Below are 17,711 nucleotides of genomic sequence, written 5' to 3' on the forward strand. Positions count from 1 at the left end.
GCTATTTCGCTAAGACTACTGGGTTGTTAACCGAACAGTCAATTAACAGTATCAACTGACAAACGATTCTGCGCATTGTATTGATTGCAATGACATTAGCTATTGTTACCCTGTAACTCTAGCTATTCTTATGCAGCCAATGCTGGAACTCGCCTATTGTTGTATCGTGTGAGATTAAAAGCATAGTAGCAGATACAAAAAATCGCGCCCTTATTTAACATAACTATGTTATGTATAAGCTGCGCGATGATGCTTGATTATACCCGTCCTACGTGAAGTTACAGCGCTTTATTGGTTTAAAAAGGGACTGGAACTCACAAACCTCATCACATAGAACATCTATGCTCAGAGGCTTTGTTCCTTTGTCGCCTACCTGCATCTCCAAGTTGTTTGGGTATAGGATGGTTGTTTAGCCTGCTTTCTTACCCGATTTGGAGGTAAAGCCTTGGTGTGGGAACACATTTCTGATGCGTTGCTGCACTTTTTTCGGTACTTGTTTTGAGAATACTAACTTAGGACCGGTACGTTGTTGATAGACTTTAAGCTCACCATCAAAAGGATTCCTTTCTCCAATCTCTTGGACATTATGCTGGAACTTACTAGGAAAATGCCCTTTTACTTTCTCTATATGTCCTTGCTTAAAGGTCACTTTTAGGACGGGTCTATCAACGGCAACCAACCAAAAGATCACCAATGCTGCGATAAGAATGACATAAAGCATTTTACTCTTCCCTAATCAGCCAATAACTTGCTTAAATCTTCCTTTAAACTAGACACGGTTTTTGACGCTTTCTCACTACGGGACGCTTCAGAAAGCAGATATTCGATCGCATCCGATAGAGTGCAACCCAACTCACCGGCACGGTATGAAAGCTTTTCCCAAACCCGGTAATCAAGGTCGATAGACTTCTTCTTGGTATGAATCTGTTCCGCGTTAAAGTGGCGCTTACGCTTTGCACGAATAGCTTGCTTTAGCTTGTTGTCTAACTCAAGCGCCATGTTTTCTTCGATCCACTCGAGTACACGTGTTGGTTCATGCTCTAGCTTCAGAAGACCTTCTACCGCGACTTTGTCTTCACTACTATCAATATGGCGAGTGATCTTTTCTCCCTCTTTCCACTTCTTGATAAGGTACTTCCACTTCCAACCACATTCTAAGTTTTCAAGTTGTTGATATTTCATTTTATATGACCCGTTAGCATTCTGGTGACAGCGTAACCCAAAGTGGAATTTTTCACAATCCACCACTATCTAAATATCGACACAGATCGACTATAAAACGTGCAAGTCAACGTTTCAATTCAGATAGATGCTATATGGTGAGAGTGTTTTCCTATATAATTTGTCTCCTTTTTGCATAAATGAATGTCTCAAATGATCCAAGAACAATGGCAAGCCGTCACGCCGCAATATAATGAATACGATAGCTTTATAAATACTATCAATACTTTGCCCTGCGTTGACTTTGCTTCAGCTCAGCCACGTCTAAGTAAAACGATCGATACATTCACTTTACTACAGGGGTTTAACCAACTCTTAGTTCTGAACGCCCCTGACAATGCATTTTACCGTAAGCAAATTGCAACTGTAGTCAAAGACAAAACAGCGCAGCCAGTATTAACTACTGAATCGATTGATATGAAGGCTCTGTTTGGTTCGTATAGCTGTGATAAAGATGGCACAATTTTGCAACGCAGCTATGGTTTACTGGAAAAAACGCAACAAGGTTTTATTGTTCTACCAATCAACACCCTATTGGCAAACCCTGCGAGCTGGTTGCTTCTAAAAGCAGCACTGCTTAGCGGCATAAGCTCTCCTATCAATGTCAATCCCACGCGCTTTGCTACCGATGAACTCTCTTATGCAGTTTCAAGTAAGATTATCTTGGTTGGTGACCGTGACCAGATTGCTGAACTCGAATATTTAGAGCCTGATCTATACAATGGCTTTGCCTTATACAGCGAGGTAGAACTTGAGCTTGCTTTGTCTCAGAATACAATTGAGCTTTTCTTAGGTCACCTAAATTGGATACTGCAAACCAATGACCTACCAAGCCTTACTCCAAGCGCTATTCATCGCTTAATGGTAGCTGGCGCACGCCTAACCGAAGATCAACGTTACATGCCACTCGATATCATGTGGTACCTCGCTATTTTCTTTGAATCACTTTCAACTTCTGATGGCGTTCAGTTAACCGAGCACAATATTGATTCAGCAATCGATGCCAAATATTACCGTGAAGCATACCTGCCAGAACGTGCTCGTTCAGATATTCTCGATGGTCAGGTGATTATCGAAACACAAGGCGAATGCGTCGGTCAGGTGAATGGTCTGACTGTGATTGATGTCTCTGGTCATCCGCAATCTTATGGTGAGCCAGCACGTATTTCGTGTGTGATCCATTTTGGTGATGGCGATATCTCTGACGTTGAACGTAAAGCCGAGCTCGGCGGTAACCTACACGCCAAAGGTATGATGATCATGCAAGCATTTGTGGCAAGTGCGCTGAAATTGGATGAACCATTACCCTACTCAGCTTCGGTTGTTTTTGAACAATCTTACTGTGAAGTTGATGGCGATAGCGCAACATTAGCTGAGCTGTGCTCTTTCGTGAGTGCTTTGTCGGAATACCCAATCAATCAGCAAATTGCGGTCACCGGTGCAGTTGACCAGTTTGGTCGTGTGCAAGCAGTTGGCGGTTTAAATGAAAAAATCGAAGGCTTCTACCACGTTTGTAAATACCAAGGTTTTACTGGCGAACAAGGGGTTATCCTACCTAAAACCAACCTAAAACACCTAGCACTTCACAAAGATGTGGTCGAAAGCATTAAAAACAATGAATTTCATATATGGTCTGTTGAAACGGTCGACCAAGCAATCCCGATCATCATGGGTAAACCATTCCGCGGTGATGATGATGAAAGCGTGATCAGCAAAATCGCTCAACGTATTGAAAACTTTGAGAGACATGAGCAGTCGGAATCATGGATTGAACGTATCAGGAACTGGTTTAACTAGCACTGATCGGAGTTGTTTAGCGTACACGTGTTCTCTAATATGCAGCTATCAAAAATTGGAGTAATTGATAATGCAAAATAAACGTGAATCATATAATCGCGAAGATCTATTAGCGTCTAGCCAAGGTGAACTATTTGGTGAAGGCTACCCTCAACTACCAGCACCTAACATGCTGATGATGGATCGCATCACTAAGATGTCTGAAACTGAGGGTGATTTTGGCAAAGGGTTAATCCTTGCTGAATTAGATATTACTCCGGACCTATGGTTTTTTGATTGCCACTTCCCTGGTGATCCAGTAATGCCTGGTTGTCTAGGCTTAGATGCAATGTGGCAACTAGTTGGTTTTTACCTTGGTTGGGTTGGCGGCAAAGGTAAAGGTCGTGCTCTTGGTGTTGGCGAAGTTAAGTTCACTGGTCAAATCCTACCAACTGCGAAAAAAGTGACTTACGAAATTCATATGAAGCGTGTTGTTAATCGTAAACTGGTAATGGGTTTAGCGGATGGTCGCGTACTGGTAGATGGAAAAGAAATCTATGTTGCGAAAGACCTCAAAGTTGGTCTCTTCCAAGACACATCTGCGTTTTAATTCAAGTTTTAACGGTAAGCGACTCAATCGAGTCGTTTATTTTTATCTAATATGTTTAGTTATAGTGCATTAGATGATTAGTATAAAGCCCCTTTCGGGGCTCATGTCCTTATGTTGTATGTGAAGAGAGTTAACTACTTAAATAAGCCAGCTGTTTTATCTTCTCTGGCATCACGCCAACCACCGAGCCAATACGAACGAGCGTCCATCTGTTGATATGGGCAAGCCTCAGTCGACCGACCATTTAAGCCTGCTTTGTAACCTTGAGATTGTGCACGTTCTAGGCGGTCACGCTTTTGTCTCTTCATAGTGTCGTCCTCATACAATACGGGTGTGTCTAAGTACTACTATTAAAATAGTGTGGCGCTTTTATTACTCCACTATTAAAGAATCGAACAAAACCTCGCCTTTCACAAGCTATAAAAAAAGCACGATCGTAAAAATGTGAGATCGTGCTCTAGTTTACAATTTTGTTTATTGCTTACGTCTGAAACCTAACATAGTTAACAGACCAAGGGCTAACCAGCCTAGAGAGCCGCCGCTGCGCGAGATTGATGTTGATTCAACAGTACGTGGCTGAATTTTCGAGCTATCGGCATTTTGAATCGGAACCAGCTTGACTGCGACTAAAGATAGCGCTTGGCTACATGATGCATTAATCGCTTCAGAGCTATAACCTCCAGCACAATATTGGGCTGTTCCTGATATAACGCCAGCATCATTGATATCGGTGGCATCGATAATTCTGAAATCATTATTACTAGCCAACGCATTATCACCGTTCGTTAAGTCGTCTAGGTAGTAAGCGCCGTTTTTAAATGGAGCGTTAGATTTAGTTTTATCAACAATTACCGTAGCAAATGCTCGTCTGTCTCGCTCAGTACCTTCTATTTCCGCCAAACGACTATAATCGATTTGCCCTACAACCTCATTATTGTTGTTGATAGCACCGGCTTTACCATTGGCTCCACTAAAAAATATTGAGCCACTGAAAGTGTTATAGCTATCATTTGGGTCGGTAAGGTCGCTGATATAGAACAACGCATTAGGATATGCGCGCTCTAAACCCGTCGCATATTTTACTTCGCCAATCGCAAGACCATTTTTATTTGCACTGGTTAAAATAGAGCTAGCATACGAGTTATCAGAAAAACGAGATACTTGCCCAACTAAACTCAGGCTATTTGTTGGCGTATCAATCTTAAAAACCGACGCTACTGGTCTTGGTTCATTATCACTTGTATAGCCAACAATATATTTCGCACTGGAAAACGTCACAACGTCACGCAAGCTGCCCTGTGCCATCCAGCGGTTATTTGTTTCTTTGCTGTGGGCATAAATATCAACTAAATCACCCGAGTTATTCCATAGCGCTGCATAAGAAATGTAGTCACCATTTGAGCCTTGTGGTTTAGTTACACTACCAACAAAATACGTATCATCCTTGGCAAAAACTTTACTTTGAACGTAAGTTGTACCACTGAGTTCACGATCGATTGGAGTATCACTACCATTGATATAACCGTAAGAACGATCTGTTAGGCTTCCACCATAGAAATTACCAAGAGCAGTATCCGCCCCGTCGGTAAACGAATTAACAACAACGTTATCTTTATTAGTGACTTTATCTAAATAACTTTCTATATACGCGATCGAATTATTGCCTGCACCTTCATTTCCATAACCTCTCGAGTATTGCTCAGCAGCCCATTCGTCACAAGCGCTATCTTCATATCTAAGGAGGTCTCGGCAATAATCGTCAAATCCTGGTTCACCTTGGTTTAAGTATTCGTAGCCATTGGCCAGACGAAACGGTGATTCATCACGGTAACTAAAGCCTTGATTATAGACTTGTTCTTCGAAGGCAATTTTCTGTTTATCCTCATGAAACTCAGGATCAGTGCTCAAATTACAATTATTGGTTGACCAACAACTTATACCGTCAGCGGAAGGCTGAATCGCCACACCAAATGTCTTTGCGTCAGCGGCTTGCGGCTCATACGGATAGACATTATAAACCGCTGCATGCGCGCCAAATGATGCAGCGATAGTTGCTGTGATAGCCGATAATTTAAATACGTTACTTCTCATCAAAATCTTAACTTTCCTGTTGCATTGCTTCGAGCTCTTCCCAGCGTTCGAAAGCAACTTCTAGCTCCTGCTCGACAGCAGCTAGCTTATCTAATACGGGTTGAGTTTTATCAACGGCCTGAGTGAAGAAGTCGGCACTGTTTACCAACTCTTGCAGCGATTCAATTTCTGCTTCAAGCGATTCGAGTTTCGCTGGGAGCTCTTCTAGCTCGCGCTGTAGTTTATAGGATAACTTCTTCGGCTTTCCTTTCACTGGCGCGGATTTGAGACTTACCTCAACTACCTCTTTCTCTTTTGCTGGTTTTTCCACCGCTCGAGACTGCTTCACTTGCTCTCGTTGCTGCTGTGCATCATGATAACCGCCGACAAACTCTTCAATGACACCATTACCTTCGAAGATCCAGCTAGTCGCAACCGTATTGTCTACAAATTGGCGATCGTGGCTTACAAGTAATAACGTACCTTGATAGTTGGCAAGCAAATCTTCTAAAAGTTCCAAAGTTTCGATATCTAAATCGTTGGTTGGTTCATCTAGCACCAATAAGTTGTTTGGACGCAGGAAGATTCGCGCGAGGAGTAAACGGTTTTTCTCGCCACCTGATAGCGCTTTCACCGGTGTGCGTGAGCGGTGCGGTGGAAACAAGAAATCTTGTAGATAGCTTAATGCGTGGCGCTGGCGGCCATTAACCGTAACCTCTTGCTTACCATCAGCAAGGTTATCAATCACTGATTTCTCAGGGTCTAGCACTTCACGGTATTGGTCAAAGTATGCAACTTCGAGTTTGGTACCACAGTGCAAGCGACCTTCGCTCGCTTCTAGATCGCCCAGCAGTAACTTAAGCAGCGTACTCTTACCGCAGCCATTCGGACCAATAAGTGCAATACGGTCACCACGCATCACATTGAAAGTGAAATCTGAAACGATTTTTTGCCCGTCAATCAAATAGCTAAGATTTTGCGCTTCAAAAATGATCTTGCCTGAACGGTTAGCATCATCGATTTGAATATTGGCTTTGCCCTGCACTTCACGGCGTTCAGAACGCTCTTCACGCAATTTTTTCAGCGCACGAACACGACCTTCGTTACGAGTACGACGCGCTTTAATACCTTGGCGAATCCACACTTCTTCTTGAGCAAGCTTCTTGTCAAATTCTGCATTTTGCATCTCTTCAACACGCAATGACTCTTCCTTATCAACTAAGTATTGATCGTAATTGCCAGGGAAAGAGGCTAATTTGCCGCGATCTAGGTCGACAATACGGGTTGCCATTGATTTGATGAACGCACGGTCGTGGGAAATAAAAATGATTGAACCGCGGAAGTCTTTAAGGAAGTTCTCTAACCACTCAATTGTAGTGACATCCAAGTGGTTGGTTGGTTCGTCTAGTAGCAATACATCAGGATCGCGCACGAGCGCTCGAGCAAGAGCTGCTTTACGTTGCCAACCACCAGAAAGGTCCGTTAGTTTAGTGTGACCGTCTAGTTTAAGCGCGGTCATTACATTCTGAATACGGTCTTCAAAACGCCATGCGCCAGAGTGTTCTAGTTGCTCTTGAACACGGGCCAACTTATTGATGTTCTTTTCGCTTGGGTCTTTTTCAATCAGATCGAGTTGATCTTGATAGATCTTAAGCTGCTCCCCAATCTCTGCAAGGCCAGCCGATACGTAATCAAATACTGTACCTTCTTGGTTACGTGGTGGATCTTGCTCTAAACGCGAGATAACAACATCTTGGGTTACGGTTAACTTACCGTCATCCATGATTACCTCACCAGCCAACACTTTCATCAATGTCGACTTACCCGCGCCATTACGCCCTACCAAACAGACACGTTCATTTTCTTGTAGCGCAAAATCAACGTTGTCTAATAGTGGACGATCGCCAAAACCTAAAAGGCCGTTATTTATGGTAAGTAATGCCATTGTTTTCTAACCAAACCTGTAATTGTTCTAATTCAAATGGCCAATTGAGCTCATTTTCACCATAAGACAAGATGGGAATAGTTACCCCGTAACGTGAAAATAATTCATCATCGAATGCGATATCGACCACTTCAATAGGGAGTGAAATGTCTAATTGTTGTGTCAAAGCCAGTGCCATCTCGCAGAGATGGCACCCTTCCGTGCTATATAAGGTAATCAATGGTCGTCCTATTAACCTTTGTGAGTCACTAACCAGCAGTTATGGATATGTTTATTTCTAGAGAAATCCAAAGGCAAGGTTTGAGCAGAGATGTTCTTCGCTTCTAAACCAAGTTCTGCTAGCGCTGCTAAATCCATCTTAAAGTGGCGTTTGTTGTTTGAGAATACAATCGTACCTTCTGATTTCAACAGACGCTTAAGATTACGCATCAATTGGATGTGATCACGTTGCACGTCGAACGTCTGCTCCATGCGTTTTGAGTTAGAAAACGTTGGTGGATCAATAAAGATAAGATCGTAGCTACCCGTCGCTTTCTCAAGCCATTGCAGACAGTCAGCTTGAACATATTGATGCTGGCGACCCACTTGACCGTTTAGCTGCATGTTCTCTTTTGCCCACTCAAGGTAAGTATTCGACATATCAACCGTTGTTGTTGAACGCGCACCACCACAAGCAGCATGTACCGTTGCTGAACCCGTATAAGCAAATAGGTTCAAGAAATCTTTACCCTGTGCCATTTGACCTAAACGACGACGCGTTAGTTTGTGGTCCAAGAACAAACCGGTATCAAGGTAGTCATGTAAGTTCACGATAAGGTCTACACCGTATTCGTTTACCTGCATAGTCTCAGACTGTTGAGATAGCTTTTGATATTGAGAACGACCTTTCTGCTTTTCACGAGTTTTTAGCACCACTTTGTTTGCTTCAATGCCCGTTACTTGAATAGCCGCGCGAATAATATCGGTTAGACGGCGTTTTGCGGTCTCTTCTGGAATGCTCTTAGGCGCTGCGTATTCTTGAATAACAAGGTGATCAAGGTAAACATCGATTGCAACATTGTAGTCTGGCAGATCAGCATCATAAATACGGTAGCAATCTAGCTCTTCTTTACGTGCCCACTTACCAATCTTACCAATGTTCTTTTTCAAACGGTTGGCAAAATCAGGCGCAATCACTGTTTCAGTGACATTGTCACTCACTACCTCACCTGAACGTTCAGATATTTGGTAGTTCTTTTGGTGACACGGTAACGCACCATTGTTCAACTTAAATTGCTTGTCTGCCCGCATGCGCAAACAGCTTAGTAGCTCGTCTGAACTAGAGAAGATAGAAGCTTGGCAACCACCGAACTGTGATTTTAACTGAGCACCAAATGCCGTGTATAACGCGATCAAACCAGGATGGGTGCCTAAACGCTCACCGTATGGCGGGTTACACACAACTGCACCATTACCAAAGCCCTCTGGGCGCTTAACCAATGCCGCATCACCAATTTCAAACGATACGAACTCTTCTACACCTGCACGACGCGCATTATCGCGAGCGGTTTTGATTACTCGCTCATCGTTATCAAAGCCGTAGAATTTGATGTCAATTTTATTGACACCACGACGCGCTTGTACGGTAGCTTCCGCTTTAATCTCAGCCCAAAGCTCTGCATCAAAGTCTTGCAGTACTTCAAAACCCCATGCTTTACGCTTAACACCTGGCGCCATGTTGGCAGCCATCATTGCCGCTTCAATAACCAAAGTACCTGAACCACACATTGGATCTAGGAAGTTCTTAGTTGCATCCCAACCACTGCGCAGAATGATTGCTGCAGCGAGTGTTTCACGCAGCGGTGCCTTACCCGCTTGTTCACGGTAACCACGTTGGTGTAAACCGCCGCCAACCATATCGATACCAAGAATCGCTTTGTCTTTGTGCAGGCGAACGTGAATGCGAAGATCGGCTTGATCTTTACTGATCGATGGACGAGGTAGATTCTTCTTGGTGAAGCAATCAACAATCGCATCTTTCACTTTCATCGCGCCGTATTGGCTATTGCGGATTTCACGGTTAGTACCGTTAAAGTCCACCACTAGCTTTTTCGAGCTATGGAAATGGTTTACCCAGTTAACCGAAGACGCTGCTAGATAAAGATCCATGTCATCTTGGCAAGTAAATTCAGACAAGATACGGACAAAACGTGAAGCCAAACGGCTCCATAAACAGCAGCGATAGATTTGTTCGTTGGTCGCTTTAAACCTTACCCCAGCCTGCACTGGCTTAGCGTCGGCAATGCCTAGTTTTGTTAGTTCTTCTACTAACAGGTTCTCTAACCCGTTTGAAGTTACCGCAAGATATTGATGCATAGTCTTCTAATGTTCGTAATAAATGACCCCGCATTATACCCGACCACAGAGCATTTTCGTTAATTGAATCTCACTTTTCTCATTAAGTTACTGCTGTTCGCCTAGCAATTCATCAAGCGATGCTTTGGTTTTATTACAAAACTCATCATTTCAAATATCCACCGGTTTATAGAGCCCAAAGCGATAGTGAATGCTTATGCATCGTCATTTTGGTCTATACCAGTAACTAAATATAGATGTAATTTAGTTACTGAATGACATTAATAGAGGAATAATCTTGCCAACGGTGGATTTTATTGGGGAATTTCCTGTGCAAAAACTAGCTAGTCTAGTAGATTTTTGTAGGAGAAATCACACTAGCCCGATGAAATTTTCTGCTTTTGGGCTCGCTAACAGGCAAAAAAAAGCCAGCTATAAAGCTGGCCGGAAATGAAAATTGAAGGAACGAAACAATATAAGTTAGCCTACTAATCGCATAGGCTGAGTAAGGAAACTGTGATTGGTGATCTGCATGCGGTCATGCATAACTTTAATCGCTTGTCCAAAAGCGAGCGCTTTAATCCCGTTGAGGCTAAACTCGTCCAAATTAATTGACGCACACAAGCTGGCACTGTCACCTACTTCCAGGACAATAAACACCCCTGCTCCGTGAGTGTTTTCTAAACGAACGAAGTCACCTTCTTCCGGTAATATCGAGCCATCAGATAGGCAATCAAAGAACCAACTCTTGGGCTGAACGGGCTTGTGAAAACGTTTTGCAGCCACGCAATATAGTGCAAGTTCAGCTTGGCGTGGCTCGCTGAATCCAAGGTGGGAAATCTGTTCTTTATAGGTTTGAAAGGCGGATGCGTCATCCACGGTAAATTCATTAACCCCGATGGCACATTCTACAATCAACTTTCGGCATAGATTTGTCTTGAAAACCATTTCGTTGCCCAGATCCAGCATCAAATGCTGGTTAGCATCGTCATAGTACCAAGTCCATTTGTCGCTAGGTTTAAGCATCAATCCAATCTCAAGTTAAGTGAATAGAGGTATACCGCCTAATTACCTTCCCCTCTTTATGCGAAAGTTTATGCACTGAGATGCAAAAAAAAAGAGGAAATGAAATCTCATTTCCTCTTCTAAATCACTCTATTTTTCTGTTACTTTCTTTGTGACGGCGTCACTCCAAGTTGCGTAGTAACTAGATATTCTTCACGATGTCTTTTACAAGACCAGGACCGTGGTAGATGAAGCCAGTGTAAACTTGAACAAGTTTCGCACCTGCCATCAATTTCTCTTTTGCTGCAACAAATGAGTCAATACCACCAACACCAATAATTGGCAGTTGCTCGCCGAGCTCTTTATGCAGAAGACGAACCACTTCAGTACTACGTGACTGAACTGGGCGACCACTTAGACCACCAGCTTCTGTCGAGTGCTTCATGCCCTCCACTACCGTACGGTCTAGAGTTGTGTTGGTTGCAATGACGCCATCGATATTAAACTTAATCAATGATTGGCAAATCTGGCTGATCTCATCATCAGTAAGATCCGGGGCAATTTTCAGTGCAACCGGTACGTACTTACCATGCTTTTCATGCAGCTCTGCTTGTTTTTCTTTCAATGCGCCAAGCAGTTCATCCAACGCTTCACCATATTGCAGCGTGCGAAGTCCCGGCGTATTTGGCGAAGAAATGTTTACCGCGATGTAACCGGCGTACTCATATACTTTCTCCATACAGATCAAGTAATCTTCGGTACCCTTTTCGATTGGTGTATCTTTGTTCTTACCAATATTGATACCGAGAACGCAGTCGTATTTTGCTTTCTTAATATTATCAATCAGATTATCAACGCCTAGGTTATTGAAACCCATACGGTTGATAATGCCCTCAGCTTCGATCAAACGGAAAAGACGTGGCTTATCATTTCCAGATTGTGGGCGTGGCGTTACTGTACCTACTTCGACGAAACCGAATCCCATTGCGTCAAACGCTTCAATACACTCACCGTTTTTATCCAAGCCAGCTGCAAGACCAACTGGGTTACGGAATGTAATACCCATACATTCAACTGGACGATGAGGAAGTTGTTGACGGTAGAAAAGATCAATAGGAGTGCCGGTAAAGCGCTTGAAGTTTTGAATTGCTAAATCATGTGCCTTTTCGGCATCAAGTTGAAAAAAGCCAGTCCTGGCTAGACGGTAAAGCATTCTGCCTCCGATAGAAAAAAGCCCCGTATAAACGGGGCGTTATTATTTACTCATTTGCAGAACAATTCAAATTTAAAAGCATCAATTCGCGTAAAGCGACGGAGAATTTTGCAAATTCATGCACAGATCCCACTTTGAACTCATTTAAGATGCTTTCCCAACGATTTAGCGATAGCTGATTATTGGCAATCCAATCATCAAGTGATTGAATCACATCCAAATCCGCTGACTGGCATCCACAGCTTAACACTTGTGCGGTAAGCAATCGTTGTTGCCAATCGAGATCTTCTCTAAACGCGGCTCTCGCAAGCGCTTGCCAATGGTTATCCACCGCTTGATTGTTAATTTGGTTTAAGAACCAATGGATAGACAGTCTGTCCCCCAGATTGAAGTAAAGTTGAGCTACTTTATCAACTGCAATGCCTTTTTCAGTGGACACTGTGGATACATCCAGTACTGAATAGAGGCTAGACAAACGTGCGACATAATTCGCCAAATCAGCTGTCATACCCTGCTCAACCCAAGCTTGCGCTTCTTGATTGTGATCTTCTACTTCCAGAGGAACCAATAATGTATCAAGATCCTGTCTCACTTTATCCACATCTGCGCGATATAGATCAATCAATGCCGTTACTGATTGGCGTCCCTTACGATTGCGCAGAATCCAGCGACTCACTCGACGTAATGTTCTTCTTACCGCAAACATCATGTCATATTGAACGCTCGTCGTTGCCGTGTTATCTAGCGCACGAATTTGTTCAAGTACCTTGCCTAAGCCAAAGATCTCGCGTGACGCCACATAAGCATTTGCAATATCAACCACTGACGCGCCAGTCTCTTCTTGCAAACGAGTCACGAAGTTACAACCCATTTCATTAACCATTTGATTAGCAAGGGCTGTGGCTATGATTTCTCGACGTAGTGGATGGTTTTCCATTTGCGACAAATAGTTACGGCGTAACTCAGATGGGAAGTATTGAGGCAGTAATTTGGCATGAAACTCATCATTGGCAATATCCTCATGAACCAACTCTTCTTTCAACACCATTTTGCCATACGCTACCAGCACAGCGAGCTCAGGACGAGTTAAACCAAGTCCTTGTTTTTCACGCTCAAGCAAAGTTTCATCATCTGGAATATATTCCAGTGCACGATCAAGATGCCCTGCTTTTTCCATCGCATGAATAAAGCGGATTTGTTCTTTAACTAAAGAAACACCTTGATAGTCGGTCACAGAAATTGATTCAGATTGGCAATACGCGTCATCCAGTACAATCTCACCAACTTCATCTTCCATCGATTCAAGAATAACGTTGCGTTGCTTAACCGTTAGATCGCCATTGGCGACCAGGCTATTAAGGAAGATCTTGATATTAACTTCGTTATCCGAACAATCTACCCCGCCAACATTATCCACAAAGTCGGTATTGACTCGACCCCCAGCTAAAGCATATTCGATACGTCCCAACTGAGTCATACCAAGGTTACCGCCTTCACCGACAACTTTAGCGTTGAGATCTTTACCATTAATTCGCAATACGTCGTTAGCTCGATCGCCTACGTCCATATGGGTTTCGCTTGATGCTTTAACATAAGTACCGATCCCGCCGTTCCAAAGCAGATCAACTTGCATCGATAAGATCATTTTAATCAGATCGTTTGGCGCAAGAGAGCTCTTCTTCGTTCCGAGTAATTTCTGTATTTCCGGCGTTAGCGTGATTGACTTCGCCCGGCGAGAGAACACGCCACCACCTTTAGAAATCAGGTCAGCATTATAATCTTCCCAACTTGAACGCGGCAGATTAAACAGACGCTCTCGTTCTTGCCAACTGCTGGCGGAGTCTGGATTTGGATCAATAAAGATATGTAGGTGGTTAAACGCCGCAACAAGACAAGTATGCTTAGACAGTAACATACCATTACCAAACACGTCGCCCGCCATATCACCAATACCAACTGCGGTAAAATCTGTAGTTTGACAATCAATGCCCATTTCACGGAAATGACGTTTAACTGATTCCCAGCCGCCTTTAGCGGTAATACCCATCGCTTTGTGGTCATAACCATTCGAGCCACCGGAAGCAAACGCATCCCCTAGCCAGAAGTTATACTCCTCCGAAACTGAGTTTGCCAAATCAGAGAATGTCGCCGTGCCTTTATCCGCAGCAACAACCAAATATGGGTCATCTTCATCATGACGAATCACATTTTTCGGTGGCACCACTTCGCCATCAATAATGTTATCTGAAACATCCAATAATGCGCGGATAAAACGCTTATAACAGCGTTGCCCTTCAGCAAAAATTTCATCTCGCGAACTGAGCGTAGCCTGACGTTTGCAAACAAATCCGCCTTTTGCCCCAACGGGAACAATCACAGTATTTTTCACTTGTTGCGCTTTTACCAGACCGAGTATTTCCGTACGGAAATCTTCTTGGCGATCTGACCAACGTAAGCCGCCACGTGCAACCTTACCACCGCGTAAATGCACACCTTCAATATCTGGCGCGTAAACGAAAATTTCAAAAGCCGGCACCGGCTGGGGAATTTCTGGAATATCACTTGGTTTCAGTTTGAGCGCAAGCCAAGGTTTAGGCTGCTTATCTTGATCCAGTTGATAGTAGTTCGTGCGCAGTGTCGCGGTGATCATCTCCATATAACGACGAATAATACGGTCGTCATCAAGACTTTCTACTTGCTCTAATTGCGCGGTGATCTTATTGATTAGCGTTGTCTGTCCTTTCTCGCTACCTTTCGATTTTGGATCAAAACGCTTCTTAAATAATTGAACAAGATCCCCGGCTAACTCTGGATGATGATTGAGCGTATCTTCAATATATTGTTGACTAAATGGGAAGCCAACTTGGCGCATATAGCGAGCATAAGCACGAAGAATTGAAATCTCTCGTCCGGTTAAAGATGCACCAAGCACCAAACGGTTAAAGCCATCGCTCTCTAACTCGCCTTGCCAAATCGCCGCAAATGCTTGTTGGAAACGATCACGTGCTTCTCTTAAATCAACGCTATTGTCACTCTTATGCAGCATTGAGAAATCTAAGATCCAATACACCTGACCATTGGCTTTGTGGATCTCATATGGCGATTCACCAATGACTCGCAAACCCAAGTTTTCTAGCATTGGCATCACATCAGAAAGATGGATTGGTTCATCACGATGATAGAGTTTAAAGCGCACCGCTTTTGAATCGCTAGCAAGCTCTTGCGGGCGGTAAAACAGCATACCCAGCTTATTATCATCATTGAGAGATTCTAAACGCTCAATATCTGCCACAGCAGAGGCAGGCAATACATCCTCTTTATATGAACGAGGGAAAGAGCGCATGTACTCTTTCGATAGTGGCAGACCTTTGCTTTCACCGAAGTTGGCAACGATCGCGTCCGATAGACGATCATCCCAACTTGACGAGGCTTCGACAAGGTTGCGCTCAATGGTCTTCACATCAACATCCATATTATTGTTATCTACACGTACGATATAGTGAGTTCTGGCGAGTGGGCTCTCAGAGAAGTAAGTGGTAAATTCCACTTCTTGATCGCAACCAAAATACTGTTTAAAGATCCGTTGTGTTTGGCGACGTAGCTCGGTGTTATAACGATCTTTAGTGACATACACCATACAACTAAAGAAGCGACCAAATGGGTCTTTGCGCACAAACAAACGCAACATATCACGGTCTTGCATCTGCACCACGCCCATACCCACTTCCAGCAATTCTTCTTCTCTTGCTTGTAGTAGCTCATCGCGCGGATAGTTCTCTAATATATTATGGAGTGCTTTGTAGGAGTATGAGCCTTCTCTGTAACTGCTCGCCTTTAGGATACGCTGAACTTTTTCACGGATCAGAGGAATACCTGCGACGCTTTGGTTATATACCGCAGAGGTATAAAGCCCGGTAAAGCGATGCTCGCCGACAACTTTACCATTTTTATCAAACTTCTTAATCCCGATGTAATCGGTATAGGCGGGTCTATGAATTCGTGAAGGCGTATTACCTTTCGTCACAATCAGTAAAAACGGTTTTTCCGCTTCTAAACGCGCCGAATCGGGGAATTCAGAAAGCTTAACGCTGCGCACGCGCTTTTCACAAGAGAACAGACCTAAGCCTTTCTCTTCAGTCGGCTTTAGCTCCATCTCGCCGTTATCGTTGATCAGGTCATATTCTTTATACCCCATAAAGGTAAAGTTATGATCGCCCAACCAACGTAAAAACTGGATTGTTTCATCATAATGATCACGTTCGATCTCCACTTTACCTTGTAACTTCTCGACCTGATCTGTCACAAACTGCAGTCTATCAACCATCTGTCTCCAGTCGGTCACCACAAGTTGGGTATCCGATAGAATATCAAGCAGCTCTTCTTTCAGTGACGCCATCGCTTGCTTGTCACTTAAACGATCTACCTCAATATGGAAAATAGAAAGTAAGTCACCTTCACCTTGTTCGATACTAACAATCTGGTCTTTTTTATCGCGTTTTATTTGTGTAGGACCATGTAGCATCAAATGGGAAGCAAGATCTAGGCGTGTTAATGCCATCTTAATCGAGTCGACAAGGAAAGGACTGTCTGGCACAACAATCTCGACGATAGTATGGGTCGATTGCCAACCCTGTTTACTGACCGTTGGATTAAAGACTCGGACAGAAATGTCTTGCGGTTTTTTGTCGTTGAGATGATGCCATAAACTGACCACGGCACCATATAAGTCGGATTCGTTACGCTCCAATAAATCATCTTGAGCAATATTGCTAAACAGATGTTGAGCAAGCTGGTTAACTAAAGGTTGTTGAGCAAGTTCGAGTTTGTCCTGAATCAGCTGGTATACCTTTTCAAGAAGAACCGGCATTAGAGGTTCACGCACGGTCATAATCACACTCCACTATTAGAATTCTAAATTGTTGGGATGTCGTCTAAGCACTATAGGTTGTTGTAAGCATAGTGCTTAATCTTAGTAATGCCGTACCATTGTATCGATTATGTTACCTCTCGGTTAACTCTTTTTATAAATCTTGAGACGAAATGTTTGATAATGTGATTAAGGTTCTATTTAAAGTCCTGCAAATTACAGCGCTCACAGAACTTCTAACTTTAGAAACTTGTTATTCTGGTCAGTTGTTAACCTGAATCGTCCTTTTAAACCAATTTGGCTTAAGAACGGACGAAAGCGTGTCGCGGGCAATTGAATACGCAAGCCATTATCGGTCGTCACCATGACACTACTCGCGGCGCCATTGTAGTGAGCAAGAAAGGTTTGATAAGGAATGTTGAGGGAAAAGTAGTATTGATTCATGAGCGATTGAGTTTAGTCCTAATAATCACAAATATATTGGTCGCGAAGCTATTCTATACCGCAAACCAACCAAGTTGCACTAACGTCCTATTATACCAATCAGCAGTTGCACTAACGTCCTATTATACCAATCAGCATAAGTCTTTGATCATTCTTGCTGATTAAAATCGCTGATAACGTTGTTGCAGATTTTGTAATTAGAATAACTAGTTAGCGGCAATCTGCG

The 17,711-nt window shown here is 43.3% G+C and carries 13 protein-coding genes; 2 read left to right on the forward strand and 11 right to left on the reverse strand.

Translation table 11 applies throughout. The features are described 5' to 3' along the window. Positions 1-409: 409 nt before the first annotated feature. Together DPF93_RS01540 and matP are read right to left on the reverse strand one after the other, a co-directional pair. Complete coding sequence (locus DPF93_RS01540) at positions 410-721, reverse strand: DUF3634 family protein (protein WP_114764452.1); 312 nt, start codon at positions 719-721, stop codon at positions 410-412. 11 nt (positions 722-732) lie between these two features. Beyond that, on the reverse strand, positions 733-1,182 hold the full coding sequence (gene matP, locus DPF93_RS01545) for a macrodomain Ter protein MatP (RefSeq protein ID WP_114764453.1): 450 nt from the start codon (positions 1,180-1,182) through the stop codon (positions 733-735). A gap of 192 nt (positions 1,183-1,374) precedes the next feature. Here matP and DPF93_RS01550 point away from each other — a divergent pair, with 192 nt between their 5' ends. Beyond that, positions 1,375-3,018 carry a S16 family serine protease gene (locus tag DPF93_RS01550; RefSeq protein ID WP_164675287.1) on the forward strand — a complete coding sequence of 548 codons (1,644 nt, stop codon included), beginning with the start codon at positions 1,375-1,377 and terminating at the stop codon, positions 3,016-3,018. Between the two features lie 70 nt (positions 3,019-3,088). Further along, the gene (fabA, locus tag DPF93_RS01555; RefSeq protein WP_075651943.1) at positions 3,089-3,607 is read left to right on the forward strand and encodes a bifunctional 3-hydroxydecanoyl-ACP dehydratase/trans-2-decenoyl-ACP isomerase; all 519 of its coding nucleotides are present in this window, start codon (positions 3,089-3,091) and stop codon (positions 3,605-3,607) included. 134 nt (positions 3,608-3,741) lie between these two features. Here the strand turns inward: fabA and rmf are convergent, their stop codons facing one another. The 9 genes from rmf to DPF93_RS01600 form a co-directional block, all read right to left on the reverse strand. Further along, positions 3,742-3,915, reverse strand: coding sequence for a ribosome modulation factor (gene rmf / locus DPF93_RS01560; protein ID WP_075651945.1), 174 nt, complete (start codon positions 3,913-3,915; stop codon positions 3,742-3,744). Between the two features lie 166 nt (positions 3,916-4,081). After that, the gene (locus tag DPF93_RS01565) at positions 4,082-5,698 is read right to left on the reverse strand and encodes a DUF3466 family protein (protein ID WP_114764455.1); all 1,617 of its coding nucleotides are present in this window, start codon (positions 5,696-5,698) and stop codon (positions 4,082-4,084) included. 7 nt (positions 5,699-5,705) lie between these two features. Next, positions 5,706-7,622, reverse strand: a complete 1,917-nt coding sequence (locus DPF93_RS01570) for an ABC transporter ATP-binding protein (RefSeq protein WP_114764456.1) — start codon at positions 7,620-7,622, stop codon at positions 5,706-5,708. Continuing rightward, complete coding sequence (locus tag DPF93_RS01575; RefSeq protein ID WP_114764457.1) at positions 7,600-7,842, reverse strand: glutaredoxin family protein; 243 nt, start codon at positions 7,840-7,842, stop codon at positions 7,600-7,602. Before DPF93_RS01575 ends, DPF93_RS01570 begins: the two co-directional genes overlap by 23 nt. Positions 7,843-7,853: 11 nt before the next feature. Then, the gene (gene rlmKL / locus DPF93_RS01580; protein ID WP_114764458.1) at positions 7,854-9,977 is read right to left on the reverse strand and encodes a bifunctional 23S rRNA (guanine(2069)-N(7))-methyltransferase RlmK/23S rRNA (guanine(2445)-N(2))-methyltransferase RlmL; all 2,124 of its coding nucleotides are present in this window, start codon (positions 9,975-9,977) and stop codon (positions 7,854-7,856) included. Positions 9,978-10,436: 459 nt separating this feature from the next. Further along, on the reverse strand, positions 10,437-10,982 hold the full coding sequence (locus tag DPF93_RS01585) for a cell division protein ZapC domain-containing protein (RefSeq protein ID WP_114764459.1): 546 nt from the start codon (positions 10,980-10,982) through the stop codon (positions 10,437-10,439). A 181-nt stretch (positions 10,983-11,163) separates the two neighbouring features. Next, entirely contained in the window at positions 11,164-12,174 is a 1,011-nt protein-coding gene (gene pyrD / locus DPF93_RS01590; RefSeq protein WP_114764460.1) for a quinone-dependent dihydroorotate dehydrogenase, read from the reverse strand. A gap of 46 nt (positions 12,175-12,220) precedes the next feature. Further along, positions 12,221-17,062 carry an NAD-glutamate dehydrogenase gene (locus tag DPF93_RS01595; RefSeq protein ID WP_114764461.1) on the reverse strand — a complete coding sequence of 1,614 codons (4,842 nt, stop codon included), beginning with the start codon at positions 17,060-17,062 and terminating at the stop codon, positions 12,221-12,223. A 204-nt stretch (positions 17,063-17,266) separates the two neighbouring features. Then, a complete protein-coding gene (locus tag DPF93_RS01600; protein WP_114764462.1) occupies positions 17,267-17,485 on the reverse strand; it encodes a DUF2835 domain-containing protein in 219 nt (72 codons plus the stop codon). Positions 17,486-17,711: the final 226 nt, after the last annotated feature.

Origin of the sequence: Vibrio rhodolitus (assembly GCF_003350325.1) — a bacterium.
Lineage (GTDB): Bacteria > Pseudomonadota > Gammaproteobacteria > Enterobacterales > Vibrionaceae > Vibrio > Vibrio rhodolitus.